Raw genomic sequence first — 25,216 nt, 5'->3', positions numbered from 1 at the left:
GGCCGTACTTTCGCAAGATAGTGTATCGAGTATCAGGCGAACTTGACCGTAAGGATCTCGTAGCTCTTTGTACCACCGGGAACGGTGACTTCTACGGATTCACCAACAGCCTTGCCGATCAGCGCCCGGCCAATCGGAGACGTGGTCGAAATGCGGCCGGAATTGATATCAGCCTCGATCGGACCGACAACCTGATAGGTGGTTTCCTCGTCGGTGTCTTCGTCAACAAGATGCACGGTCGCACCGAATTTGACGACCGATCCGGCCAGCGATTTGACATCGATGACTTCGGAGCGGCTAAGAACATCTTCCAGTTCGGCAATTCGACCTTCGCAGAAGCTCTGTCGTTCACGCGCAGCATGGTATTCGGCGTTTTCCGAGAGATCGCCATGCTCGCGCGCTTCCGAGATCGCCTTGATAATTTCAAGGCGTTCGACGGATTTGCGGTGCTTCAGCTCTTCTTCGAGGCGCTGATGCCCTTGCGGGGTCATAGGTACTTTTTCCATCGCGCTCACAGCCTATTCTTATTAGCGATCGATACTACAAAATCAACCGCCCGGCAGATACCGCCGGGCGGTCTAAACTCGTTGAACGGGTTCGAAAAGGAACCTCAGTATTCATCCCCAAGATATTCCTGAACGGGCCGCACTGCAAGTGCTCCGCGTTTCAGGTTGTCGATGGCACGCAGTGTGGCGCGGGCACCGGCAATCGTGGTGTAGTACGGAATATCGTTGCTGAGTGCCGTCCGCCGGATCGAGAAACTGTCGACCACGGCCTGTTTGCTCTCGGTGGTATTGAATACCAGGTTGATATCGCCGTTCTTCATCATGTCCACGATATGGGGACGTCCTTCCTGTACCTTATTGACCGGGGTAACGTCCAGCCCTTCTTTTTCAAGAGCTTCGGCAGTGCCATGCGTCGCAACAATCACAAAGCCAAGCTCGATCGCGTCGCGTGCGAGTTGAACAGCAGCCGGTTTGTCATAGTTTTTGACTGACATGAAGATCTTGCCAGATTGCGGCAGATCGTGACCCGCCGCCATCTGAGCCTTGGCAAAGGCGCGACCGAAATCGGTATCAAGGCCCATGACTTCGCCGGTTGAGCGCATTTCCGGGCCAAGCAGGGTGTCGACACCCGGGAAGCGGTTGAACGGAAGTACCGCTTCCTTGACCGCAATATGCTTGAACGGACCTTCGTTGATTTTAAAGTCCGAAAGCTTTTCGCCTGCCATGATGCGCGCGCCGATTTTTGCAATCGGGTTGCCGGTGGCCTTGGCAACAAACGGAACAGTACGCGAGGCACGCGGGTTGACTTCGATCAGATAGATCACATCCCCCTTGATCGCGAACTGCACGTTCATCAGGCCAACAACATCAAGTGCCTTGGCCAGTTGCACGGTCTGAGCCTTCAGGCGATCAATCATGTCCTGACCGAGCGAGTAGGGCGGTAGCGAGCATGCACTATCCCCGGAATGGATACCGGCTTCCTCGATATGCTGCATGATGCCCGCGACAAAGACATTTTCGCCGTCCGAAACCGCGTCGGCATCAATTTCGATCGCATCCTGCAGGAAGCTGTCGATCAGAACCGGGCTTTTGCCCGAAACCTGAACGGCTTCGGTCATGTAGCGCAGCAGGTCTTCGGTGGTGTGAACGATTTCCATTGCACGGCCGCCCAGTACGTAGCTTGGGCGGATTACGATCGGGTAACCGATGCTTTCGGCGATTTTAACGGCTTCGTCGACCGAACGCGCAATACCGTTGGCCGGCTGTTTCAGGCCCAGCTTGTGGATCAGTTCCTGGAACCGGTCGCGGTCTTCGGCAAGGTCGATACTGTCCGGGCTGGTGCCAAGGATCGGAATGCCTGCTTTTTCAAGGGCAGCGGACAGTTTAAGCGGGGTCTGGCCGCCATACTGAACGATCACGCCAAGAAGTTCGCCCTTGCTTTGTTCAAGCTGGCAAAGTTCGATGACGTCTTCGGCGGTCAGTGGTTCGAAATACAGGCGGTCCGAAGTGTCATAGTCCGTTGAAACCGTTTCCGGGTTGCAGTTGACCATGATGGCTTCGATGCCGACTTCGCGAAGCGCGTAAGCCGCGTGCACACAGCAGTAATCAAATTCGATACCCTGACCGATCCGGTTCGGTCCGCCGCCAAGAATAATGACTTTCTTGCGATCGGTGACTTCGGCTTCGTTTTCCGGTTCAAAGAAACCGTCGCCTTCGTAAAGCGAATACATGTAGGACGTGCGCGACGGGAATTCGGCCGCACAGGTATCAATACGTTTGTAAACCGGGCGAAGGTTCATAGCCTGGCGGGTTTCGCGCACGGCGTCTTCTTCGATACCGGCCAGTTCCGCCAGACGCGCATCCGAGAAACCGAGTTTCTTGAGGCGCAGCAATTCCTGCTTGTCTTTCGGGATGCCGTTTGCGCGGACCTGCTCTTCTTCGGCTACCAGCATTTCGATCTGGCGCAGATACCAGGGGTCAAATTTGGTGGCTTGCTGGATTTCCGACAGGGTCAGGCCGTGACGGAATGCCTGTGCCGCGTAAAGAATGCGGAACGGCATCGGCTGCGTCAGTTTCGCACGGATCGCGGCCTTGTCCGGCGCGCCTTCGATTTTGACTTCGTTCAGGCCCGTCAGGCCGGTTTCCATCGACCGCAGGCCTTTCTGAAGGCTTTCGGCAAACGAGCCACCAATCGACATGGCTTCGCCAACCGATTTCATTGCAGTTCCCAGAAGTGCCTGGGCACCCGGGAACTTTTCAAAGGTGAAGCGTGGGATTTTGGTGACGACATAATCGATGGTCGGCTCGAACGAAGCCGGGGTCACGCCGGTAATGTCGTTATCAAGTTCGTCAAGTGTGTAACCAACCGCCAGCTTGGCCGCGATTTTGGCAATCGGGAAGCCGGTCGCCTTGGATGCCAGCGCAGACGAACGCGACACGCGCGGGTTCATTTCAATAACGATCAGGCGACCATCATCAGGATTGACCGCGAACTGAACGTTCGAGCCGCCGGTATCCACACCGATCTCGCGCAGGACCGCCAGGGAGGCGTCGCGCATGATCTGGTATTCCTTGTCCGTCAGGGTCAGGGCCGGGGCAACGGTGATCGAATCCCCGGTATGAATGCCCATCGGGTCGACGTTTTCGATTGAGCAGATGATGATGCAGTTATCCGCGTGATCACGGACGACTTCCATCTCGTATTCTTTCCAGCCAAGAATGGATTCTTCGACCAGAACCGTATGGGTCGGCGAAATCGCCAGACCATTACGAACGATCTGTTCGAATTCTTCGCGGTTATAGGCAATGCCGCCGCCTTCACCGCCAAGGGTGAAGCTTGGCCGGATGATGGCCGGAAGGCCGGTTGTTTCAAGCGCGACAACGGCTTCTTCAAAGGTACGGACCATTGCGGAACGCGCGCTTTCAAGACCGATCTTGTCCATCGCTTCGCGGAAAAGCTGACGGTCTTCGGCTTTTTCGATTACGTGCTTTTTCGCACCGATCATTTCAACGCCATATTTATCCAGCGTGCCATCGTCATAAAGTGCCAGTGCGGTATTCAGTGCTGTCTGACCACCCATGGTCGGCAGCAGGGCATCCGGGCGTTCCTTTTCGATGATCTTGGCGACCATTTCAGGTGTGATCGGCTCGATATAGGTCGCATCGGCCAGGTTCGGATCGGTCATGATCGTCGCCGGGTTCGAGTTGACCAGAATGACGCGATAGCCTTCTTCCTTCAGGGCCTTGCAGGCCTGTGCACCGGAATAGTCGAACTCGCAGGCCTGACCAATGACAATCGGGCCGGCACCGATGATAAGGATGGATTTGATATCTGTACGTTTCGGCATGTCTTTTTCCGCTTTTGGCGTGGCGGGCGCGATTGCTGCACCGCCCGAAATTAAGTCCGTTAATCGCTTGTCGCTGATGTCGTCGCGCTATCAGGCTTTCGCGTCTTCGATCAGGCCAACGAAACGTTTGAACAGGTAATGGCTATCGTGCGGCCCCGGGGATGCTTCGGGATGGTACTGAACCGCAAAGACCGGTTTGTCTTTCAGGCGAAGCCCGGCAAGGGATCCGTCAAACAGCGAGAAGTGCGTTGCTTCGACATTGTCGGGCAGGCTGTCCTTGTCGACGACAAAGCCGTGGTTCTGGCTGGTGATTTCCACGACACCGGTTGTGGTGTCCTTTACCGGGTGGTTCGCACCGCGATGACCGACATCCATCTTTTTGGTTTTCGCACCAAGGGCGAGCGCCATCATCTGATGACCAAGGCAGATACCGAAAACCGGTTTGCCGCTGGCGATCAGTTTTTTAATGGTCGGAACCGCATATTCGCCGGTCGCAGCCGGATCGCCAGGGCCGTTCGAAAGGAAGACCCCATCCGGGTTCATCGCAAGGATTTCTTCGGCGGACGTCGTTGCCGGAACAACCGATACTTTGCATTCAAGCGCGGCAAGATTACGCAGAATGTTGCGTTTCACACCGTAATCGATGGCAACAACATGGTGTTTGGCATTGCCAAGTTCGCCATAACCGCCTTCGCGGGTCCAAAGGGTCTGATCCCAGTCATAACCCTCGGTGCAGCTATTGTCCTTGGCAAGGTCCATGCCCTCCAGGCCCGGCCATTCATTGGCCTTGGCGATCAGGGCATCGATATCGAACTTGCCATCCGGGTTGTGGCAGATCACGCCGTTCGGAGCGCCTTCGCTACGGATGCGTTTGGTCAGGCGGCGGGTATCAATACCGGCAATGCCGATCCGGCCATGCTTTGCCAGCCAGTCATTGAAATGACCCTGTGCGCGATAGTTTGACGGCTCGGTAATGTCCTGGCGCAGGATGCAGCCAAGGGCGACGGGGGTGGTGTTTTCGATATCCTCGTCATTGGTGCCGACATTGCCGATATGGGGGAAAGTAAAAGTGATCATCTGCCCGGCATAGGACGGGTCGGTCATGATTTCCTGATAGCCCGTGATCGAGGTGTTGAAGCAGACTTCACCAACCACCTCTCCTCGGGCGCCGACGCCTCGTCCCCAGAAAACAGAACCATCGGCAAGTACCAGAACGGCAGAAGCACCAGGAGGCGGGGTGTGCGTGGGCGCTGACATTGGCGAATGTCCTTTCGATCTTTCCACGGTGAGACACGGAGTCTTTATATATAATAATTACGAGCAGGCCGAGAAAAACGGCCCAATTCCCCTGCATATCGGGCATGCGGACATGGCAAGGTATCCCCAGTCGCATCTACCAGAACGCCAAAAGACGTCGGTACAATATGCTGAAAGCGGGTAAAAACCTCATCCCGGCAGGCAAATTGGCGGATGTCTACGGGAGTCGTAACGCCCTGTCAAGGATACATCCAAACTTTTATTTATCTTTTAAAATCAATAACTTATTTGATGAGGTTTTCTTTGCCTAGATGGCGCTTTTGGGGTATGTTCGCTCCTTTCTTCCACAGAATCAGAGACAAGCCATGCTGCGATCGCAGCTTACAGACGCTTTGAAAAAGGCCGTCCTTGCGAAGGATGCCGTATCCGTAACTACCGTGCGCCTGATCCTGGCTGCACTCAAGGAACGCGATATTGCGGCACGCGGCGAGGGGAACACCGATGGCATTTCCGACGAGGAAATCCTGACCCTGCTGCAGGCGATGGTTAAACAGCGTCGCGAAAGTATTGAAATGTACACCAAGGGCAATCGTCCCGAACTTGCGGCACAGGAAGCCGCCGAGATCGGCGTGATTGAACGGTTCCTGCCCAAACAGATGTCCGATGAAGAAATCGAGGCAGCTGTTAAGGGGGTTGTGACTGACCTTGGCGCAACCTGCCTGAAGGATATGGGCCGGACGATGGCGGCGCTTCGCGAAAAATATGCCAGTTGCATGGATTTCGGCAAAGCCGGTGGTGTTGCGAAAAAACTTCTCGGTTGATTTCGAGAATAGCTATTTTTTATGGAAGCCGGGCGTGTAAAATCGTCCGGCTTTCGTCGTCCCTAAGCCCGGATTCCAGACATTGGAACAATAAAAGGGTAGGATGGGATTTGGTATCAACATGATCACGGGATCGGGACAATCATGAGCTTTCCCCAGTCGTTTCTTGACGATCTGCGGGCGCGCGTCGGACTGGCGGATATTGTCGGGACGTCGGTGAAGCTGATCAAACGCGGCCGGGAATATTCTGGTCTGTGTCCGTTCCATTCCGAAAAATCCCCGTCTTTCACGGTCAACGAACAAAAGGGTTTTTATCACTGCTTTGGCTGTGGCGCGCATGGCGACGTGATCAGTTTCGTAATGAATACGCGTGGCCTGACCTTTGTCGAGGCAGTCGAAGTGCTGGCCAATCAGGTCGGCATGGATGTTCCCAAACCATCCCGTGAAGCCCAGGAACGTGAAAAAAAGGCGAAGACACTTTACGAAGTGATGGAAGCAGCTTGTGTGTTTTACGAACGCGTGCTTCATATGCCCGAAGGCCGCGAAGGACTTGAATATTTTCGCCGTCGCGGGCTTGATGACAAAACGATTGCCGATTTTCGACTGGGCTTTGCCCCCGATAATCGCGGCGCGCTCAAGGCTGCCCTCAAGCGCGAAGAGTTTGACGAGTCCCTGATGATCGAGGCGGGGCTTCTGATCGAGCCCGAAGACCAGGGACGCCAGACCTATGACCGATTCCGTGGGCGCGTGATGTTTCCGATCCTTGATCGGCGTGGCAGGGTCGTCGCTTTTGGCGGGCGTGTCATGGGGGACACCAAACCAAAGTATCTGAATAGCCCTGATACACCTTTGTTTCATAAGGGGCAGCTGCTTTATGGTTTGCCACAGGCACGTGAAGCCAGCCAGCAGGATGCGCCGATCATTGTGACCGAGGGTTACATGGATGTGATCGCACTGCATCGGGCCGGGTTCCGCGGGGCAGTGGCTCCGTTGGGAACAGCGGTCACAGAGGAGCAGATCGGCGAGCTTTGGAAAATGACCAACGAGCCGATCCTGTGCCTTGATGGTGATGCCGCGGGTAAGCGCGCGGCGGTGCGTGCCGCGGAACGTGCGCTTCCGATCCTGCGTCCGGGCAAATCATTGTTGTTTTCCATCCTGCCAGAGGGCGAGGATCCCGATAGTCTGATGGCCGGGGCAAACGGTTTTGCCAATTTCCGCAAGATCCTCGATATGGCGGTGCCGCTGGCCGAACTGGTCTGGCGTATGGAGGTTGCCGGGCGGGTAACCGATACACCGGAACGTCGTGCCGCCCTTGAGGCCGATATTCAGAAACGCATTTCGGCAATCGGTGATGATGCCGTCAGATCGCAATACCAGTCGATGTTTCGTGATCGTATCTGGCAGTTGTTTAAGGGGGATCGTACCACAGGCGGAGCAGGGCGCACCGCGCGCAGTAGTGGGACATACCAGAACAAAAAATTTGCAAGGGGTGGCAAAGGCGGAAAAAAAGACTATTTCTGGGAACCTGCGGGCAAAGCTGTTCCGGGGATGTTGCGTCCGCCCATGCATAAGCGACGGAGCGTACAGGATTGCATTTTGCTGGTGACGCTGATCAATCATCCGCATTTGCATGATGATGTTGGCGAACGGCTCGGAATCTACTCTTGTGCTGACTCCGAACTTGACAATCTTCGTCGTGCCGTCTTAAAGCTCCTTGACGGTGATCCCGGACTTGATTCCGACGCAATCAAGGCCCATTTGGAGCGCGACGGGCTGTCAGAGACAGTTTTGCGGGTGGTAGGTGCGGATATTTTGGCGCACGCCGCTTTCGCTAGGCCCGAAACGCCGCTCGAACGGGCTCGCGCGGGTTGGGAACAGGTTTTTTCTATGGCTGTAAGCTCCCTGGAGGACGAAGAGGCAAAATACGCCGTCCGACAGTTGGCAGCAGATATCAGCGAGGAAGAATGGGAAAGATTTTCGCATAGACGCGACGATCTGGCCCGGCGCCGGGAAAAAGTGTTTAAGCTCGACGACTGATCGATGCATGCGTTTGTGTGCGGGATCGGCGTTCGGGCTATTTGTGATTTGCGCTGAGCAAAACAGTGCTTGGGACAACAACGGTACGAACTGTACCCAGCGGGAAACGGGGAATAGATGTCGTCTAAGACTTCGAACGCTGAAGAGAAAAAGAACTCTTCTGAAACCGCAGACGGACCTCTTCTCGATACATATAAAGCGGCCATCAAGAAGCTCATTGCCAAGGGCAAAGAGAAAGGCCACATCTCGGTCGATGAATTGAACGCCGCCTTGCCGTCGGAGCATTTTTCCTCCGAACAGATCGAAGACGTGATGAGCAATCTCAACGAGATGGGCATCAACGTTATCGATGGTGAAGATGGGGACGACTCGGACGACGATGACGAGAAAGACTCGGATCCGAGCGGCAATATCTCTGAAGATGATGTTGGCCGTACCGATGATCCGGTCCGTATGTATCTGCGTGAAATGGGCAGCGTCGAGCTGCTGTCGCGCGAGGGCGAAATTGCCATTGCCAAACGTATCGAGGCTGGCCGTGACATGATGATTGGCGGGATTTGCGAATCCCCGCTGACCATTCGCGCGATCGTCAATTGGCATGATCAGCTTCAGGCTGGCAATCTTCTGCTTCGCGATGTGATCGATCTGGAAACCACCTATGGTGGTGGTCCGGATGCGGAAATTGCAGCCGCAGAAGGTGACGAAGCCGAAGAAACCGAAGGCGATGATTTCGAGGCAGCCGCCGTCGAAACCGATGCCGACGAAGACGAAGAAGCCGAAACCGAAACGCCAGAACCGACCGGTGCGCCCGCCAGCGACGAGGAAGAAGAGGACGACGACGAAGAAGAGTCGGACGAAGATTCCGAGGGTTCTGAAGGCGAAGGTGATGGTGACGATGAGGACGATGACGAGAACGAACAGGTCAACGTTTCACTTTCCAAAATGGAAGAGGAACTGACCGAGCAGGTTCTTGAGAAGTTCGAACTGATCGCCAAAACCTATGAGAAATTGCACAAGGCACAGGAACAGCGCCTTGTCGCGATGAACAAGGGTGAAACCGTTCCGGCTGCGACCGAAAAGCGGTATGCCAAGCTGAAGGGCGAGATGGTTGATCTGATGGAAGATGTTCATCTGAACAACTTCCGGATCGAGGAGCTGCTTGATCACCTGACCGGCCTGAACAACCGTTTGCTCGGCCTTGAAGGCAAGCTTCTGCGTTTTGCAGACCGTTGCAAGATCAAGCGTCCCGATTTCGTCAAACAGTATCAGGGCCATGAACTCGACCCGAACTGGATGGAACGCGTCAGCGAATTGCCGGGCAAGGGCTGGAAGGCTTTCATCGAACGTTACCCGGATGAAATCGCGCAGTTGCGTGAACAGGTTGGCGGTGTTTCGGCCGAAGTCGGTTTGCCGATCGGTGAATTCCGCCGTGTTTACGGCGTCGTCAACAAGGGCGAACGCGAAGCGGCACGTGCGAAAAAGGAAATGATCGAGGCCAACCTGCGTCTCGTGATTTCGATTGCCAAAAAATATACCAACCGCGGTCTTCAGTTCCTCGACCTTATTCAGGAAGGCAATATCGGCCTGATGAAGGCGGTGGACAAGTTTGAATACCGCCGTGGTTACAAATTCTCGACCTATGCGACCTGGTGGATCCGTCAGGCGATCACGCGTTCCATCGCCGATCAGGCCCGTACGATCCGTATTCCGGTTCACATGATCGAAACCATCAACAAACTGGTCCGTACCTCGCGCCAGATGTTGCATGAAATTGGTCGCGAGCCGACCCCGGAAGAGCTGGCAGAAAAGCTGCAGATGCCGCTTGAAAAGGTTCGCAAGGTTCTGAAAATCGCCAAGGAGCCGATCTCGCTCGAAACCCCGATCGGGGACGAGGAAGACAGCCATCTTGGCGATTTCATCGAAGACAAGAACGCCGTTCAGCCGCTTGATGCGGCGATCCAGGCCAACCTGCGTGAAACCACCACGCGCGTTCTGGCATCGCTTACACCGCGTGAAGAACGTGTTCTGCGTATGCGTTTCGGGATCGGGATGAACACCGACCATACCCTCGAAGAGGTTGGTCAGCAGTTCTCCGTGACCCGCGAACGTATCCGTCAGATCGAGGCAAAGGCGCTGCGCAAGCTCAAGCATCCGTCGCGCTCGCGCAAATTGCGTTCGTTCCTCGATTATTAAAAAATCTTGCGACGTTCGGGCTTGACCTTGGCCCGAAAATCGCTAGTTTTCGGACCGCGCCAGACAATTGGCGCGGTCTTTTCTATTCCCCTTTGGGGGCCCGTAGCTCAATTGGTTAGAGCCGACCGCTCATAACGGTCTGGTTGGGGGTTCAAGTCCCTCCGGGCCTACCATCCATAAAAATAATCGTTTATTATAAACGGTTTATGGCAAAGATGCCCCACGAAAACATGCGTCGTGGGGCACATTTCCCCTAAAATGCCTACCATATTTTTCGTAAAAGTTCTTGATTTGTTCTTTTGTTTGTGGCATAAGAGAAAAGTCAACGGGAGAAATGCACCCGGACCGAAACCCGCAAGGCCTTGTGCCTCGCGGGTTTTTGCGTTTGGGGCCGGATGAAAGAGGTGATCAGGATGCAGCGGCAAAGACGCGGACACAGACACGGGCAGGGCGGCGGGGTGCCCCGCAGGATACGGGGCGGCGGATGGCGGAGCCATTATGGCGGCATTCTGCCCGAGGATTAGGACTGGGGGACTAACCCGATCATTTGTCATGACGGGAGAGGTGCGTCTTGTTGGAGAGGGAGCATTAAATTTGCCGGGAGCGGCAGCAATGGCAGCAGCGGGCAGCATTGAGCGTGGGCCGTCGATGGTGGACCAATGGGGGCCGTACGCCCGGAGTTTGTCTGGACCTCGGTGGTTACCGCGAAGTGCCGCCATTGCCAAACGTGACCGGAGTGGGGCCGAAGGCTGTCTGTTGCGAGGATGGCTGCTAATGCCCGAGGTTTATCCGGGCTTCGTTGGATGCGGGAAGTGCCGCCATGGACGGAAGTGACCGGAGCAGGTCATGAGACGGAAGGCAGCGGATCTGCGCTCCGTTGGCGAGGATGCCGAAGCCCCGGGTTCGTCGGGACTTCCCGGATTGCAGGAAATCCGGTTTTTGGCTGATGTACTCAGACGAGCGCGGTCTGCTGATTCTGATTTGACTGCATCGCTGATGCGCGATTCAGCTTTCCCGGACATCGTCCGCCTCTTTCTTTGAAGGGTAGTTGCAGGCTGAATTGAAACACTGTTCATCGATTCGGGTAAGTCGCACACACAAAACGCTCGATCACTCCTCTTCTCCTCCCGCCCCCGCACGCAATGAGCTCAACGCATCGATTGCAGAGTTGTCATAATTCGGGGTTATGGCTTTGGGTCCATTAGTCGTACAGGAGATAGAATCGGAAGGGATGCTGATCGCTGTAATCAAGGAGCGCGTGTAAGCCATTCGCCGAGTTCTTTGTTCGCAACAATCAAACCCTCGCGATTGATTACTTTGCGCGCAATGGCGCTGGAGACAGCGCGCGTTCGTTTGTTCAGCACAATGCCCATTTCGTTCTGGTCCTGAGACTCTACTTCGAGCTTGTCATAAAGCGATAGTAAGCGGTTCTGGACGGTGCGGAGCGACAGTTTCCGACGCATGGCAATAGCTTTGTCAGGAAGACCCAGCGCCAAATCAAGTAATATCAGATATTCGAATTCTGTCAGCGCACTGCGGGAGCGCATTTGCTGGGCCTGTATCTGATGGACTTCGCGATCAACTACAATCTGGGCTTCGATAAGGACGGCACGCAAAGCCAGCCGCATCTTGTCCTGCGTCGCGGTTTTCAGAACATATCCATATGCTGCCTGATCCGGGACAATCCGTGTAATCCCCCGCAAATATGCCTCGTCCGAATAGTTTGACCAGAAAAGTATTCTGCTGTCCGGACGTTCCGCCCAAATGGTTCGCGCCGCTTCGATGCCGTTATGCTCCTTCATGCGCAGGTCCATCACGATTGCCGAAATCTGATGCTGATGCGCCAACGTTTCGGCTTCTTTGCCATTATGTGCCAGTAATATTTCGTCAAATTCGGGCAATGCGTGTTCGACGGTTTCCATCAGGAAATCCGCGTGCATGTTGTCATCTTCAACCAGCAATATTTTCATTCATCTTTTCTCCTTCTTGTCTGGTCGCTTGATGCAGCTGAATTGTTACTTGTGTGCCGTCCGAGGTTGACAGGGCATATTTTGCACCGATCAGGCGGGCACGCGTTTTCATATGTTCCAAGCCACTGGATGGTTTTCTTGGTTGAGGTCTGAAGTGTCCATTATCTGAAACCTTGATGGTCAGGCAGCCGTCAGAACTCTTGTCGATCGAAACAGAAACGTGCGAAGCATTTGAATGCAGAACTGCGTTATTGATGGCTTCCTGACAGATACGAAACACCGCAATACGTGTTGTTTCAGGCAGCAAGTCAATTGCCCCGTCTGTCTGATCATGCACCTTGAACTGCATGACGCTGTCATAGCTTACGGCGCGTTCAAGATGCGTCTGTATCGCGTGATGGAAGCCAAACAAGTCGAGAATGGAAGGGATAGAGGTATCAATAATATCGCGCAGCCCCTGAATCATGTTTTGGACTTGCTGCTGCAATCTTAAATACTGTGCTTCGCTCAGACCGGGGCGGAGGTCCCTCGCAATGCGTGTCAGATCGGCCAAAGTTTGATCATGCAGGTCCATGCCGATGCGCTGGCGTTCTGCCTCAAGCGCATCGGTTAGGCTGAGTGCGCCAAGGCGCAGTCCTTCTTCACGGGCAAGGATTTCGGCACGAATGATGGCTTCCTTGTTGGCCTTTTCATTAGCGCGCAAGGCGTAGAAATAAGGTGCCAGCATATCTGCCAGAATACGCATCTGTTCCAGATGGCTTTGATTGTAAAAGTCTTCCTTTTTCGAAGAGCAATTCAACGAGCCAACGACTTCGCCAAGAACCTTCATCCCGACACTGACACGACTGCGAAGTTCATGGTCAATAATCGGGGCGCTGACTGCGCCGGGGAAAAGGAAGCGCTGGTCCTGAAGGGCATTTCCCGTCAATAGATGATCTGTTTTACCCCGTAAAATATCGCGGATTGGGGCTTTGTGAACGTCCGAACGCATCTTGCTCCAGGCCGTTTCTACTCCCACCTCGTAAGCCGTTGCCCACCTTTTGTCCGTGTCAATCAGACATACATCAAGGTGATCAAACTCGATGATCTTCTCGATCTCGGTTTTGACCGAGCTTAATGCCGAGTGAATATCGAGATTTCCCGCAAGCAAATTAGATATGCGAAGGTAATGAGCAAGATCCGACATGGGTGGTTTCCTCCAGCTCTTCGATAATATTCACAGGCAATTCTCTTGTCTTGCGGGAACCCGCAACTTGGATGCGTAACACCGTATGCGTTCTGCGGAAACTGCTCTTTACGATTTAATCGGATAATATGAAGATTGCGCCATGGTTTCGTGTGTGCCTTTGCTGGCATCCACGGATGCCTTGCCGCTCGACGGCAAAGAAACAAACAAAAACAACAAGTCACATGCTGACATCAGGGGGGAATGCTCGGTCGACGCAAAAACCGCGTGAGAACGAAATTTCTCTTAGAAACATCTGAAGTTCCGTCATTTCTGTTCGTTGATCAGAAGTGTCTGATCCGGCATGCGGAAAACGAGACGTCAAGAACTTGCACAATGCGGGCAGGGGCGCTGACCTGCTGAGGAAGCGATAAAGAACAGCGCATCCAACGGGAGGACTACCATGAAAAAACTACTGACTATGACGACCGCCGCTGTCGCACTGATGGTGGCTGCACAGGTTGCATCTGCTGGCCCCGATACGGTTGCCGGTCCGGGTGCGGATCCGTCGTGCTTCACGCCTGTTTCCGATGACACAGCCTACTTCCAGTGGCCTGCACGCGAGGGGCCCTACAAGATTGCGCTTGTGAATGGCTTTATTGCCAATGATTGGCGTGTTCAGATGATTGCCGTTGCCAAAGCCTATGCAGCACAGCCGGAAGTCGCTGCTGATATCGAAGAGTTCAAGGTTGTGTCTGTCGGTGAAGACATCGCGGCACAGATTGCAGCGGCCAACAACTTTATCGATCAGGGCTTTGACGCAATTATCATCAACGCCAACAACACGCGCGCATTCGGATCGGTGGTGCGTAAGGCCAACGAAGTCAATGTCGTCATTCTGTCGTTTGACAACGTGATTGATGATCCCAACCAGATCGCGATCAACGTTGATCAAAAAGGGCTTGGCATGTCGGCCGGGAAGTTCCTTTTGGAGCAAAGCGGTGATGGTCCTGCCAAGTTCCTGCATGTGCGTGGCCCAGCAGGGCAACCTGTAGACATCGCACGGAATGAAGGTTTCCACGAGGTAATCAAGGAATCCGGACGCGATATTGAAGTCGTCGATGTTGTTGGCAACTGGGCACCTGGTGACGGTCAGAAAGTGACAGCAGATGCCATTGCTGCCGGTGGCGTATTTGACGGGATTTACGTTCAGGGTGGTTCACAAGGTGTCGCGACCGCGATGCTTGATGCAGGCGTATTCAAGGCGCCAATTTCCGGGGAAACTGAGAACGCGTTTCGCCAGCTTTGCAACAGTGCAGGACTTGCCTGCCAGTCAGGCGGGACAGGACCAGCACAATCATCAGTCACGATTAAAACCGCAATTGCGGCCCTGAAGGGTGAAATCGTTCCATCGCAAATCGCGCTGCCGACATCGATTTCCTATTCACCGTTCAAGGAAGGTGTCGAGATGTTCCCAAAACTGCCGGGTAGCTTCTTTGCTGGCAACAATTTCGAAGCTTGCAACATTGGCTTCACGGCAGAGGAAATCGCGTCTCAGACGGGCGAGAACAACTAACAACAATAAACGACTGGATACCGTCGATGTCAGGTTTGGCATCGGCGGTGTTCAATAACGTTAGGAAAACTGCCGTGTCAGAGAGCAAATCTCCCTATTTATTATCCATGTCGGGCATAACCAAACGTTATGGCGGTGTCCGCGCACTTGAAGATGTCAGCTTTGATACGCAACGCGGATCAATCCATGCGCTGCTTGGTGAAAACGGGGCCGGGAAATCAACGCTGATCAAGATCCTTTCGGGCGTCGTACAGCCCGATAGCGGCACGATCGAGATCGATGGCAAACAGGTCAGCTTTGCAAATCCGCAACAGGCCAATGACCTTGGCGTGTCATGCATATTTCAGGAATTGTCCCTGTTGCCGGACCTGACGGTAGCAGACAATATTGGCATCACCCGTCCGCCACGCAAATTCGGGATGATTGATTACCGTGCTCAGCGGCGCATCGCCGAAGAGGCACTGGCGCGGGTCGGCGGTGAAAACATTGATCCAATGGAAACCGTCAGCAATCTGTCGCTTTCCCGACGTCAGATGGTGGAAATCGCCAAGGCACTGGCCCGTAATCCCAAAATTCTGATCCTTGACGAAGCGACATCCGCGCTGACAGCGGCCGATGTCGAAAAGGTCTTCAAGATGCTTCATCGCCTTCGCGATGAGGGGATGGCGATCATCTATATTTCGCACCGCATGCCCGAGATTGCCGAACTGGCAGATACCTGCACGGTTTATCGAAACGGCACCAAAGTCGAAACGTTCAAGAATGGCACGAAATCCGACAGTGCGGTTGTCGAGATGATGATCGGTCGCGAATACAGTAGTGTCTATCCCGCCAAAAGCAGCAGACCTGCGGCCTCTGAGCCAATCCTTAAGGTCACCGACTTTTCGTGGAACGATGAACTCAATGGCATCAATCTGGAAATGCGGCCGGGGGAAATCGTCGGGCTTGGCGGGCTGGACGGGCAGGGGCAACGTCAGCTGCAATTGGGGCTGTTTGGCACCCTGATAGGGGCAACCGGATCGGTGGAAATCAATGGCGAGCCTGTAAAACTGAACAGCCCAAAGATGGCGAAGGCGGATGATATCGGTATTGCGCTGGTGCCTGAAGACCGCAAATACGAAGGTCTGATGTTGTCGATGACTGTGCGCGAGAACCTGTCCTTTGCTGCGGTCGAAAAAATGAGCCGGATGGGTGTTGTTGATACGCGCGCAGAAGAAGCCGCAATCGACGAGATGGTCGAACTTCTCAAGATCAAGGCAGATGGCATTGACGGGCCTGTCGGAGCACTTTCCGGCGGTAACCAGCAAAAGGTGGTGATCGGCAAGTGGCTGATGACCAAGCCACGCATCATTCTGCTGAATGATCCAACCCGCGGCATTGATGTCGGCACCAAGCAGGAAATCTATCAGCTGTTGCAGAAACTGGCGGCAGAAGGATGTGCAATCCTTTTGTATTCCACCGATTACGATGAACTGATCGGTTGCTGTGACCGTGTGCTGGTTATGTATGACGGCAGGATCATTCGAACTCTTGCTGGCGATGACCTTAACGAAACAAATCTGGTTTCAGCTGCGCTTAACCTGCCTGAACAGGCTGCGGCCCGGCCTAAACCCAAGAAGATACAGGGAGCATCGCTATGAATGTGAGCTCAGAACCAGCAGATATGGTTTCACGTCAAAAGTACTTTGGCTGGGTTGGTCGCTTGTCAGCAGCGCAGCGCGGTGTTCTGATCGCAATGCTGATCTTTGCCACCATGTTCATTGTATATGGCTGGAAGCAGGCGGCGGGTCTGTCGCCCAACATGATAAACACCGCTGCCAACAAGGGCGCGTTGCTAGCACTTGTCGCGATGGCGCAAACCTTGCCGGTTATTACCCGCGGGCTGGATTTGTCGGTGGGCGCAACCTTTGTTCTGGCAAACTGCCTGGCATCGACGATTGTTGTCGGTGGGCCAATTGAAACCACGTTCGGCATTTTTGGTGTGCTGTTGCTTGGGCTGGCATGTGGTGCGGTAAATGGTGTGATTATCGTTTATGGCCGGCTGCAGCCACTGATTGCGACGCTTGCCACCAGCGCGGTCTATTTCGGTATCGCGCTTGCCATTCGGCCGCAGCCGGGCGGATTGGTCAATTTTGAACTAGCCGATTTCATGACGCGTTCGACATTTGCCGTGCCACACACGGTTTTGCTGTTGCTGGCCGTGGTTGTGTTTATCTGGATCCCGTATCGCCGATCTGTCCTAGGACGGGCGGCATTTGCCATCGGTTCATCCGAGCAAGCGGCATACATGTCGGGAATTCCAATCAATCGGGCAAAGATGCTGGCCTATACCCTAAGCGGGTTGTTGGCATCCATCGGCGGCATCCTTTTGACGGCGCTGACCTATTCCGGGGCAGCGAAGATGTCGATTGCCAACGAGTATACGCTTAATTCCATCGGGGCTGTCGTCATTGGGGGCACGTCATTATTTGGCGGTGTCGGCAGTGCGGTTGGCTCGATTTTCGGTGCGTTTGTCATGCGAACCGTTGGGGATCTGCTGATCGTGTTTGACATCAATCCTGTCTTGCAGCCGCTTTTTGTCGGCGTCGTACTGCTTGTTGCGGTCAGTCTCGGTTCGCTGCGCGTCCTGAGAATCAAGAACAGACTAGATATTTATCGGTAAGGCAGAAAAATGAGTGTTTCAGGCGTAATCGCAAGACAATTTGATCGGGCAACGCTTATTGCGTTTGCATGTGTGGTTGTTCTGCTTCTGATCGGGGCCATGGTCGAACCGGCCTTTCTGTCACCGAAATATTTGATCCAGCAGCTACACACCGCCTCCTTCCTTGGCGTCGTGGCAAGCGGTGTGATGCTGGTCATTTTGCTGGGGCATATTGATTTGTCCATTCCCTGGACCATCGGTGTGGGTGGCATGATGGCAACCGGTGCCACCGGGTTCCTCGGGCCGGAATGGGGCGTTACACTTGCCGTCCCATTTGGTGTTCTGTGTGGGGCACTGATCGGGACTGTGAATGGCTTGGGCGTGGCTTATCTGCGTGCGCCGGCCATGATCTTTACGCTTGGCATGAATGCAGTCGCACAAGGTCTAATGGTTTATCACACTGGTGGTTTTGCCCCGCAGGACCGTGCAACCGAATTCATGCGTGAACTGGCGGTGGGGCATTTCATCCCGGGCATTCCCAATCCGCTTCTTATCTGGATCATTCTTGGGGCTGCAATCGTCTTTATGCTGAACCGATCGGTCCTTGGCCGGAGGATTTATGCGGTCGGAAATCAGGAACGTTCTGTCTTTCTGAGCGGCATTGATACGCGCAAGGTGATTCTGGCGTGCTTTATCTTTTCCGGTTCATGTGCTGCGCTGACTGGTGTCCTTTTGGCAGGATGGGCGAACCGTTCATACCAAGCGATGGGTGATCCGTATCTGTTGCCGACAATTGCGGCGATTATCCTTGGTGGAACCAATGTTCTGGGCGGGCGTGGCAAATATGTCGGAACGATTGCAGGTGTTATCTTGATTACAATCCTGCAATCGATGCTTTCAGTGGTTCAGCCCCAACGGTATTTTGCCCAGCTCGGCGTTGATATTCCTGCCGATACCTTCCGTCAGGTGGTGTTTGGCGTGGTTATCATTGGAATGTTGTTGATCTATGGACGGCAACAGTTGGTGCGGTGATGGCGTTTGTGCTTAGGCATGCAAAATTTCCGACACCACGTGACTGTAGCAAAGGACTTTCCATTGGCTAGCTGTGCCGCAGACAAACACGAAGAGATATTCGGTATGATAGAGCCGTATCAGATTATCGACCCTCGGTTCCGCGACCTTGTGTTGGCAAATGTCAGGCTCAGAAAACTCTCTGGCGGGCACTTGTGGACAGAGGGACCGGTTTGGTTTCCTGCTCATCAGTGCCTGCTGTTTTCCGATATCCCTAACCAGAAAATTTATCGCTGGATGTGTGACGGTTCGGTCAATGTTTTTCGTGACCATTCAGACTTTGCCAACGGGAATACGACCGATTTGAACGGACGTCTTGTTACCTGCCAGCACGGTACAAGATCAGTTACACGCACCGAACATAACGGATCAGTCACGACGCTTGTGGAGGAGTTTGAGGGGCATCGGCTGAACTCGCCAAATGACGTCGTCGTCAAATCGGACGGATCGATCTGGTTTACAGACCCGACCTACGGGATATTGTCAAACTATGAGGGGTATAAGGCCGTATCAGAGCAGAAATACAACAACGTATTTCGCCTTGATCCAGCCACGGGCACGTTGACCAGTGTGGCATCGGAGTTTCATCAGCCAAACGGGCTGGCATTCTCCAATGATGAAAAGTTGCTTTACATCGCAGAATCAGGAAGCAGCCACGACAGTTCCATCCCGGCGGTCATTCGTGTTTACGACGTGGTGGATGGCAACCGGCTTGAAAACAGTCGTGTGTTCGCCAAGATCGATAACGGTTTGCCTGACGGGATCAGAGTTGATTGCCACGGCCATGTCTGGAGTTCTGCAGGAGATGGCGTGCATTGCTTTGATCCTGCGGGCACATTGCTTGGTAAAATTCTGGTACCCGAAACAGTATCGAATTTAACGTTTGGTGGCGCGCGCGGAAACGAGATCCTGATGACGGCAACGACAAGTGTTTATGCCATCCACGTCAATAGCGAGGCATTGGTTCGGTAGATTGTCCGAATACGGCGCCCAGGATCAGGCGTTGTCTTTGGGCTTCTCAACAGAATCGCGTTCGACCATCAGGCATTCGACCTTGATCTGGTTTGGTGTCGCCAGAAGACCACCAATGCTGTCGATCAGCAGTTCGGCACCAATTTCACCCATTTCGTAATGCGGTAGAATAAGTGTCGTAAGGGCAGGGTGCGTGTGCTGTGCAATTTCGCGATCGTCAAAGCCGATCACAGCCACATCATCCGGGATCCTTTTTCCGAGTTCGCGCAGCGCGTCAAAACAGCCAAGTGCCATCAGGTCATTGGCGCAGAAAATCGCATCTGGCGGATTGTCGAGTGCCATGAGCTCATGTGTCATCGAATAACCGGTTGATGGTTCCCAGTTGCCCGGACGGACAAGTGTTGGGTCAAACGGGATGTCGTTGCTTGAAAGTGCCTGGCGGTATCCCTTGAGGCGATCGCGCGAGGCATCGACACCTTTTTGGCCGTTAATGATCGCAATGCGTTTGCGACCGGCTTGTATCAGGCGTTCTGTTGCTGCCCGTCCACCCAGAAGGTCACCGGGCAAAACGGACGGAAGGGTGCGCGTGCTGTCATAGCAATTGACAAGAACGGTTGGTTTCTTTGACAGGGCCGCTGGTAATTCCACCAGCCGGGTAAGAATTGTACCGTAAATGATCCCGATGACGTTCGAGTCTGCGAGCTGATTGACGATGCTTGCCTCAATGGTCGCATTGCCGTGGCTGACCGCGAGGCAAACATTGATCCCGTATTCCAGGGCCTTGTTGTGCGCCCCTTCAAAGGCCAGCGCCATCCAGGGGTCGGTGCTGATTTCATCTGCAATGAAGATAATTACTGACCGTGACTTGTTGCTTGGCGCGACTTGATTCTCACGCCGAACAAGCTGATAGCCAAGTTTGTTCGCAGAATCGATTACGCGTTGGCGTGTTGATTCAGTCAGTTTGGCTGGGCTCCCGTTCAGGACCAGCGAGACTGTTGCCTGCGATACGCCAGCCATTGAGGCAACATCCATCATCGTCGGGCGATTTTGGCCACCGTAATGTTTCTTTTGCGACATTGAACTCGTTTTGCCTCTGGTCTTTTAGCCAACCGATATTTTGCAGTGATTGCGTCAGATGGTGCAAAAACGAAGGATAGACAGCGTTTTCACCTTTAGAATTGAACGGGTTGGCGAACACCTAAAACCACCAAGCCGACATTGGTAATACCTTTTCAAGCCGATCAAGACAAGCCGTCTGCCGCGCCTGCAGCATAATTAGTAATCAGTCTTCCGGTTGAATTTATATCGACATTCTATCCTGAGGTTACTTGACTCCATATTATTAATTAATATTATTAATTCAATAGGGAGGATAATTAATGAATATTTTGATCACGGGTGCAACGGGAAAGGTTGGAAAGGCATTTCTGGCCGCATTTCTTGATAACCAAAGATACTCATCGGCCAAGGTTGTGGCGCTATGCCACAACCGCAGGATCGAGACGAGTGAGCGGGTGGAGGTTATTACGGGGTCTCTGTCCAGCCCGGATGCTGTTGCGCACGCGATGGATGGTGTCACCCACGTTCTTCATATGGCCGCGGTGAAAGAAAGCCCCGATCTGGTCATTGATGTTGCGATCAAGGGAATGTTCCTGCTTCTGGAGGCTGCGCGCCAGTCGCCGAGCCTAAAGCAGTTTGTTCTGATTGGCGGGGATTGCTCTGTCGGGCATATTTTCAAGGAATATCCGGCGCCAATCACAGAAACCTCCCCGAGGCAGGCTTATAGCGGCTGCTATGCGCTGACCAAGGTGCTCGAAGAGGTAATGATAGAGCAATACCAGATCCAGTATGGCCTGAATGGCACCGTTTTGCGTGCGCCCTGGATCATGGAAAAAGACGATTTCAGGTATGCGCTGTCGTTCGGTTCTGACCAGTTTGGTGGCCCGATCTGGAGCGACTTGATCAGCGCAGAAAAGGCTTCGCGCCTTGCAGAGGGCAATTTTGTGCCGTTGATGCGCGACAGAACTTGCGCGCCTCTTAAGCGCAACTTTGTTCATGTCGATGACCTGGTTGCAGCCTTGATGGCAGCCCTCGATCATCCTGCGGCGATGCAGGAACTTTTCAATATCTCTATGGATGAGCCGGTCGATTACGCGAAGGTGGCAGATTATCTGGTGCGTACGCGTGACATGGAACCAGTGGAAATTCCCACACCGTTTCACAGCAACTGGCTTGATAACACCAAGGCGCGGCACGCATTAGGTTGGCGGCCGCAAGTAGATTTCGAGGAGATGATCGAGCGGGCCTGGGCGTATGAGAGAAGCCCGAGCGATCCTCGGAAAATCTGGTATCCGGGGTGATCAGTTCCGGGCCAGACCAACTAGGGAGAGCTAAACGTGAAACATAAAATGTTATTAACTCTCACATCTGCGCTGATTTTTGCGACAGGTGTTGGCGCTGCAAATGCCGATGGGAAAAAGACATTGGCCATTGTGGTTAAAGGCTTGGATAACCCGTTCTTCGAACAAATCAATCTGGGTTGCCAGAAGTGGATGTCGGAGAACATGGAGTCTGAATATGAGTGTTTGTATACCGGGCCTGCATCCAGTGCTGATGAGGCGGGTGAAGTCCAGATTGTCGATGATCTGCTGACCCGCGGTGTTGCTGCAATCGCAATTTCGCCGTCAAATGCGCCGGCAATGGCAAACCGAATTCGTCAGATCAACCCGAATGTTCCGGTGATGACCATTGATGCAGATTTTCTTGAAAAAGATCGCGATTTGCGCGCGACCTATCTCGGAACCGATAACTATCTGATGGGGGTAAAAATGGCCGAAGAAGCCATGATGCTTAAGCCGGATGGGGGCTCGGTATGTTTGCAGCTGGGGAACGTTGCGGCAGACAATATCAACGCACGCGCCGCTGGCTTCCGCGACACGATTTCCGGGGCAAAAGGGACCGAGCGCCTTGCGAGTAGCAATGGCTGGACGGAAATCGAAGGTTGTCCGGTCTTTACCAATGATCAGGTGGATCTTGCCAACCAGCAGATGGCGGATACCTTTACGGCAAATCCCGATCTTGATGCCTTCATTCTGATTGGGGGGTGGGCGCAGTTCGCGCCACAGGCCTACGCCCAGGTTACCGATCAGGTCATGGATCGGCTGAAGTCCAAGGAATTGATCCTGATTGCAGGCGATACACTTCCCCCGCAGACCCAGGCATTCCGCGACGGGCGCAGTCATGCGCAGGTTGGTCAGCGTCCGTTTGAAATGGGGTATCGGGCGCCTGACGTGATGATCGAACTGATCAATGGCAAAAAGGTAGATGATCCGCTCTATACGGGGCTGGATGTTTGCAATCAGTCGGATCCGGGTTTTTGCGCGGATAACTAATACCATTCCTTGATGAGCTGAGCCGGATTTGTTGATCAGATCCGGCTCGATTTTTATCCGGACTCACATGGGGCGGAAGACGACGTGATAAATTCAAAAATCAACTGGGGCATTCTTTCGACAGCCAAAATCGGTGTGGAGAAAGTTATTCCGGCAATCAAAAAATCCCCCTCATCGAATGTGTTGGGGATTGCATCGCGCAATGCAGGGCGATCAGCAAGGGTGGCCAATGATCTTGGTATTCAAAAATCTTACGCGTCTTACGAGGCGTTGATTGCGGATCCGGAAATTGACGCGATTTACAACCCGTTGCCAAATCACATGCATGTCGACTGGACGCTGGCTGCGGTGCGGGCCGGGAAGCATGTGCTGTGCGAGAAGCCGATCGGATTAAGTGCGTGCGATGCAGAGCGACTGCGTGCGTGTCCGAAAAATGTATTGGTCGCAGAGGCCTTTATGGTGCGCTACCACCCGCAATGGATACGTGTCCGCGAGATGGTCAGAAGCGGTGAGCTTGGGGAGGTGCGGGCGATCCAGGCGGCATTCAGTTACTTTAACAATGATGGGCAGGATATTCGCAACAGGCCAGAGGCCGGTGGTGGTGCCATCATGGATATCGGGTGTTATCCCATCACAGCAGGGCGGTTCCTGTTCGAGGTCGAGCCCCTGCGCGTCATGGCGCTGATCGACCGTGATCCCGGGTTCAGAACCGATCGCATGGCCAGTGTTGTTGCGGATTTCGGGGGCGGTCGTCAATTGTCATTCATGGTTTCAACGCAGTTGTGCCCGTATCAGACCTTAAACGTGTTTGGTACGAAGGCGCGGGCTGAAATCATGATTCCGTACAACGCGCCTGCGGATAAGGAAACCGCCCTGATTGTCGATGCGGGCGAGAGCCCGGATGGTGGTCTGGCTGGCTGCGAGATCCTGCCAGCGTGTGATCAGTATACCGAACAGGCGGAAAGGTTCGCGCAGGCCATTTTGACAGGGGCAACCTTGCCATACGGCATCGAGGATTCGATTGCCTCCATGCGTGTTCTTGATGCGGTTTTTGCGAGCGAAGAGCAAAAAACGTGGATTAATCTGTGATTAAAGTCATCAACTTACCCAACCCTAGGTGAAAAACGCTTGATCCAAAATTATTAATGATATTATTAATTATGAGCCGCACGGATAATTTATAAATACAGTCGTGCGGATTGTTAATCGGGAGGATTAAACGCATGAAATTTGCAACAACATTCGCAACCCTCGGCCTGTCAATGGTTCTGGCTGGCGGGGCGTTAGCAGAAGAAAAGCAGCAGCTTGCATTCGTGGTGAATGCTGCTTCGGACTTTTGGAAACTTGCAGAAGCCGGGGTCGAGGCAGCACAGGCAGAACTACCCGGGTATGAGCTGCAATTCCGGTATCCTGCACAGGGAACGGCAGCCCTGCAGAATGCGCTGATGGATGATCTGGTCGCCGGGGGGACTGATGCGATCATGATTTCGTCGGCAGATCCAAAGAACTCTATCGACGCGTTCAATCGCATCGCAGCCCAGGTGCCGCTCTTTACGACCGACAGTGATGCCCCGCAAAGTGATCGCATCGCCTATCTTGGATCATCCAACGTTGCGGCAGGCGTCCAGGCCGGTGAAATTGCCGTGAAAGCACTGTCAGATGGCGGTAAATGCATGGGCTTTGTCGGTTTCCTTGGTGCCGACAACGCGATTGAGCGTATCGCCGGTTTCCGTCAGGCGGTTGAAGGCAGCGGTATCGAGCTTGTCGATGTGCGTGGTGATGATGTCGACTTTGCGCGTGCGCGTTCAAACGTCGATGACGTGCTTGCGGCAAATCCTGACATTGATTGCATGGTCGGGTTCTATTCCTACAACCCGCCCAAAATTTACGAAGCATTGCAGGCCGCTGGCAAACTGGGGCAGGTGACCGTTATTGCCTTTGATGAAGACCCTGTAACGCTTGGCGCAGTGCGCGAAGGCAGCTTTGCTGGCACGGTTGTTCAGGACCCGTACCAGTGGGGCTATCAGGGCATGCACCTGATGGCGGATTATCTTGAGGGCGATAAGTCGAAGGTGCCGGCAGATGGATTGATCATCGTGCCGACGCAGGTAATCGACAAATCCAATGTTGATGAGTTCGAGGCCGTCGTTAAGGAAAGAATAGGCGGGTAATTTTCTTCCCCCTGCCTAGCGAGCGGACGCACGAAATCTGCGAGTGCGCCCGCTCGCACCTTTCCAACGATGTCGAATGGACATTGGGGAGCCGAGT

18 protein-coding genes and 1 tRNA gene are annotated in these 25,216 nt (G+C 53.8%); 13 read left to right on the top strand and 6 right to left on the bottom strand.

Annotated elements, in window-relative coordinates:
• Positions 1-32: 32 nt before the first annotated feature.
• The 3 genes from greA to carA all read right to left on the bottom strand — a co-directional run bounded on the left by greA (position 33) and on the right by carA (position 5,110).
• Positions 33-506 carry a transcription elongation factor GreA gene (greA, locus tag TH468_RS17315; protein ID WP_062947978.1) on the bottom strand — a complete coding sequence of 158 codons (474 nt, stop codon included), beginning with the start codon at positions 504-506 and terminating at the stop codon, positions 33-35.
• Positions 507-610: 104 nt separating this feature from the next.
• A complete protein-coding gene (gene carB / locus TH468_RS17310) occupies positions 611-3,853 on the bottom strand; it encodes a carbamoyl-phosphate synthase large subunit (RefSeq protein ID WP_085645830.1) in 3,243 nt (1,080 codons plus the stop codon).
• A gap of 90 nt (positions 3,854-3,943) precedes the next feature.
• Complete coding sequence (gene carA / locus TH468_RS17305; RefSeq protein ID WP_085645829.1) at positions 3,944-5,110, bottom strand: glutamine-hydrolyzing carbamoyl-phosphate synthase small subunit; 1,167 nt, start codon at positions 5,108-5,110, stop codon at positions 3,944-3,946.
• Between the two features lie 365 nt (positions 5,111-5,475).
• On the opposite strand from carA, the gene TH468_RS17295 reads away from it, so the two are divergent.
• The 4 genes from TH468_RS17295 to TH468_RS17280 all read left to right on the top strand — a co-directional run bounded on the left by TH468_RS17295 (position 5,476) and on the right by TH468_RS17280 (position 10,334).
• On the top strand, positions 5,476-5,931 hold the full coding sequence (locus TH468_RS17295; RefSeq protein ID WP_085645928.1) for a GatB/YqeY domain-containing protein: 456 nt from the start codon (positions 5,476-5,478) through the stop codon (positions 5,929-5,931).
• Between the two features lie 144 nt (positions 5,932-6,075).
• Positions 6,076-7,968 (top strand): DNA primase, encoded by a 1,893-nt coding sequence (gene dnaG, locus TH468_RS17290; protein ID WP_085645827.1) that lies wholly within the window; start codon positions 6,076-6,078, stop codon positions 7,966-7,968.
• Between the two features lie 117 nt (positions 7,969-8,085).
• Positions 8,086-10,161: an RNA polymerase sigma factor RpoD gene (rpoD, locus tag TH468_RS17285; protein WP_085645826.1), complete on the top strand. Its 2,076-nt coding sequence runs from the start codon at positions 8,086-8,088 to the stop codon at positions 10,159-10,161.
• A gap of 96 nt (positions 10,162-10,257) precedes the next feature.
• A tRNA-Ile gene (locus TH468_RS17280) sits at positions 10,258-10,334 on the top strand.
• A gap of 1,074 nt (positions 10,335-11,408) precedes the next feature.
• Here the strand turns inward: TH468_RS17280 and TH468_RS17275 are convergent.
• Complete coding sequence (locus tag TH468_RS17275) at positions 11,409-12,131, bottom strand: response regulator transcription factor (RefSeq protein ID WP_085645825.1); 723 nt, start codon at positions 12,129-12,131, stop codon at positions 11,409-11,411.
• The gene (locus tag TH468_RS17270) at positions 12,112-13,317 is read right to left on the bottom strand and encodes an ATP-binding protein (protein ID WP_085645824.1); all 1,206 of its coding nucleotides are present in this window, start codon (positions 13,315-13,317) and stop codon (positions 12,112-12,114) included. The genes TH468_RS17275 and TH468_RS17270 overlap by 20 nt, the downstream gene beginning before the upstream one ends.
• Before the next feature lie 442 nt (positions 13,318-13,759).
• On the opposite strand from TH468_RS17270, the gene TH468_RS17265 reads away from it, so the two are divergent.
• The 5 genes from TH468_RS17265 to TH468_RS17245 all read left to right on the top strand — a co-directional run bounded on the left by TH468_RS17265 (position 13,760) and on the right by TH468_RS17245 (position 19,556).
• Entirely contained in the window at positions 13,760-14,872 is a 1,113-nt protein-coding gene (locus tag TH468_RS17265; protein WP_085645823.1) for a substrate-binding domain-containing protein, read from the top strand.
• A 74-nt stretch (positions 14,873-14,946) separates the two neighbouring features.
• On the top strand, positions 14,947-16,512 hold the full coding sequence (locus TH468_RS17260; RefSeq protein ID WP_210402262.1) for a sugar ABC transporter ATP-binding protein: 1,566 nt from the start codon (positions 14,947-14,949) through the stop codon (positions 16,510-16,512).
• Entirely contained in the window at positions 16,509-17,534 is a 1,026-nt protein-coding gene (locus TH468_RS17255; protein WP_210402261.1) for an ABC transporter permease, read from the top strand. The genes TH468_RS17260 and TH468_RS17255 overlap by 4 nt, the downstream gene beginning before the upstream one ends.
• A 9-nt stretch (positions 17,535-17,543) precedes the next feature.
• Positions 17,544-18,545, top strand: a complete 1,002-nt coding sequence (locus tag TH468_RS17250) for an ABC transporter permease (RefSeq protein WP_085645820.1) — start codon at positions 17,544-17,546, stop codon at positions 18,543-18,545.
• An 18-nt stretch (positions 18,546-18,563) separates the two neighbouring features.
• Positions 18,564-19,556 carry an SMP-30/gluconolactonase/LRE family protein gene (locus TH468_RS17245; RefSeq protein WP_246832374.1) on the top strand — a complete coding sequence of 331 codons (993 nt, stop codon included), beginning with the start codon at positions 18,564-18,566 and terminating at the stop codon, positions 19,554-19,556.
• Between the two features lie 24 nt (positions 19,557-19,580).
• Here TH468_RS17245 and TH468_RS17240 read toward each other — a convergent pair whose 3' ends face one another.
• Positions 19,581-20,633 (bottom strand): LacI family DNA-binding transcriptional regulator, encoded by a 1,053-nt coding sequence (locus TH468_RS17240; RefSeq protein ID WP_210402260.1) that lies wholly within the window; start codon positions 20,631-20,633, stop codon positions 19,581-19,583.
• Positions 20,634-20,935: 302 nt separating this feature from the next.
• Between TH468_RS17240 and TH468_RS17235 the strand changes: the two genes are divergently transcribed.
• From TH468_RS17235 to TH468_RS17220, 4 genes are all read left to right on the top strand, one after another.
• Complete coding sequence (locus TH468_RS17235) at positions 20,936-21,916, top strand: NAD(P)-dependent oxidoreductase (protein WP_085645819.1); 981 nt, start codon at positions 20,936-20,938, stop codon at positions 21,914-21,916.
• Positions 21,917-21,952: 36 nt separating this feature from the next.
• Positions 21,953-22,948 carry a substrate-binding domain-containing protein gene (locus tag TH468_RS17230; RefSeq protein WP_210402259.1) on the top strand — a complete coding sequence of 332 codons (996 nt, stop codon included), beginning with the start codon at positions 21,953-21,955 and terminating at the stop codon, positions 22,946-22,948.
• Between the two features lie 84 nt (positions 22,949-23,032).
• Positions 23,033-24,037 carry a Gfo/Idh/MocA family protein gene (locus TH468_RS17225; RefSeq protein WP_085645818.1) on the top strand — a complete coding sequence of 335 codons (1,005 nt, stop codon included), beginning with the start codon at positions 23,033-23,035 and terminating at the stop codon, positions 24,035-24,037.
• A gap of 134 nt (positions 24,038-24,171) precedes the next feature.
• Positions 24,172-25,119 carry a sugar-binding protein gene (locus TH468_RS17220; protein ID WP_085645817.1) on the top strand — a complete coding sequence of 316 codons (948 nt, stop codon included), beginning with the start codon at positions 24,172-24,174 and terminating at the stop codon, positions 25,117-25,119.
• The last annotated feature ends 97 nt before the right edge of the window (positions 25,120-25,216 follow it).

Origin of the sequence: Thalassospira sp. MCCC 1A03138, assembly GCF_002115785.1 — a bacterium.
Lineage (GTDB): Bacteria > Pseudomonadota > Alphaproteobacteria > Rhodospirillales > Thalassospiraceae > Thalassospira.
This window is presented reverse-complemented; position numbering and strand designations above follow the sequence as displayed.

Coding starts and splice junctions, on each gene's coding strand:
- greA (WP_062947978.1), bottom strand. CDS start 506: ATGGAAAAAGTACCTATGACCCCGCAAGGGCATCAGCGCCTCGAAGAA.
- carB (WP_085645830.1), bottom strand. CDS start 3,853: ATGCCGAAACGTACAGATATCAAATCCATCCTTATCATCGGTGCCGGC.
- carA (WP_085645829.1), bottom strand. CDS start 5,110: ATGTCAGCGCCCACGCACACCCCGCCTCCTGGTGCTTCTGCCGTTCTG.
- TH468_RS17295 (WP_085645928.1), top strand. CDS start 5,476: ATGCTGCGATCGCAGCTTACAGACGCTTTGAAAAAGGCCGTCCTTGCG.
- dnaG (WP_085645827.1), top strand. CDS start 6,076: ATGAGCTTTCCCCAGTCGTTTCTTGACGATCTGCGGGCGCGCGTCGGA.
- rpoD (WP_085645826.1), top strand. CDS start 8,086: ATGTCGTCTAAGACTTCGAACGCTGAAGAGAAAAAGAACTCTTCTGAA.
- TH468_RS17275 (WP_085645825.1), bottom strand. CDS start 12,131: ATGAAAATATTGCTGGTTGAAGATGACAACATGCACGCGGATTTCCTG.
- TH468_RS17270 (WP_085645824.1), bottom strand. CDS start 13,317: ATGTCGGATCTTGCTCATTACCTTCGCATATCTAATTTGCTTGCGGGA.
- TH468_RS17265 (WP_085645823.1), top strand. CDS start 13,760: ATGAAAAAACTACTGACTATGACGACCGCCGCTGTCGCACTGATGGTG.
- TH468_RS17255 (WP_210402261.1), top strand. CDS start 16,509: ATGAATGTGAGCTCAGAACCAGCAGATATGGTTTCACGTCAAAAGTAC.
- TH468_RS17250 (WP_085645820.1), top strand. CDS start 17,544: ATGAGTGTTTCAGGCGTAATCGCAAGACAATTTGATCGGGCAACGCTT.
- TH468_RS17245 (WP_246832374.1), top strand. CDS start 18,564: ATGCAAAATTTCCGACACCACGTGACTGTAGCAAAGGACTTTCCATTG.
- TH468_RS17240 (WP_210402260.1), bottom strand. CDS start 20,633: ATGTCGCAAAAGAAACATTACGGTGGCCAAAATCGCCCGACGATGATG.
- TH468_RS17235 (WP_085645819.1), top strand. CDS start 20,936: ATGAATATTTTGATCACGGGTGCAACGGGAAAGGTTGGAAAGGCATTT.
- TH468_RS17220 (WP_085645817.1), top strand. CDS start 24,172: ATGAAATTTGCAACAACATTCGCAACCCTCGGCCTGTCAATGGTTCTG.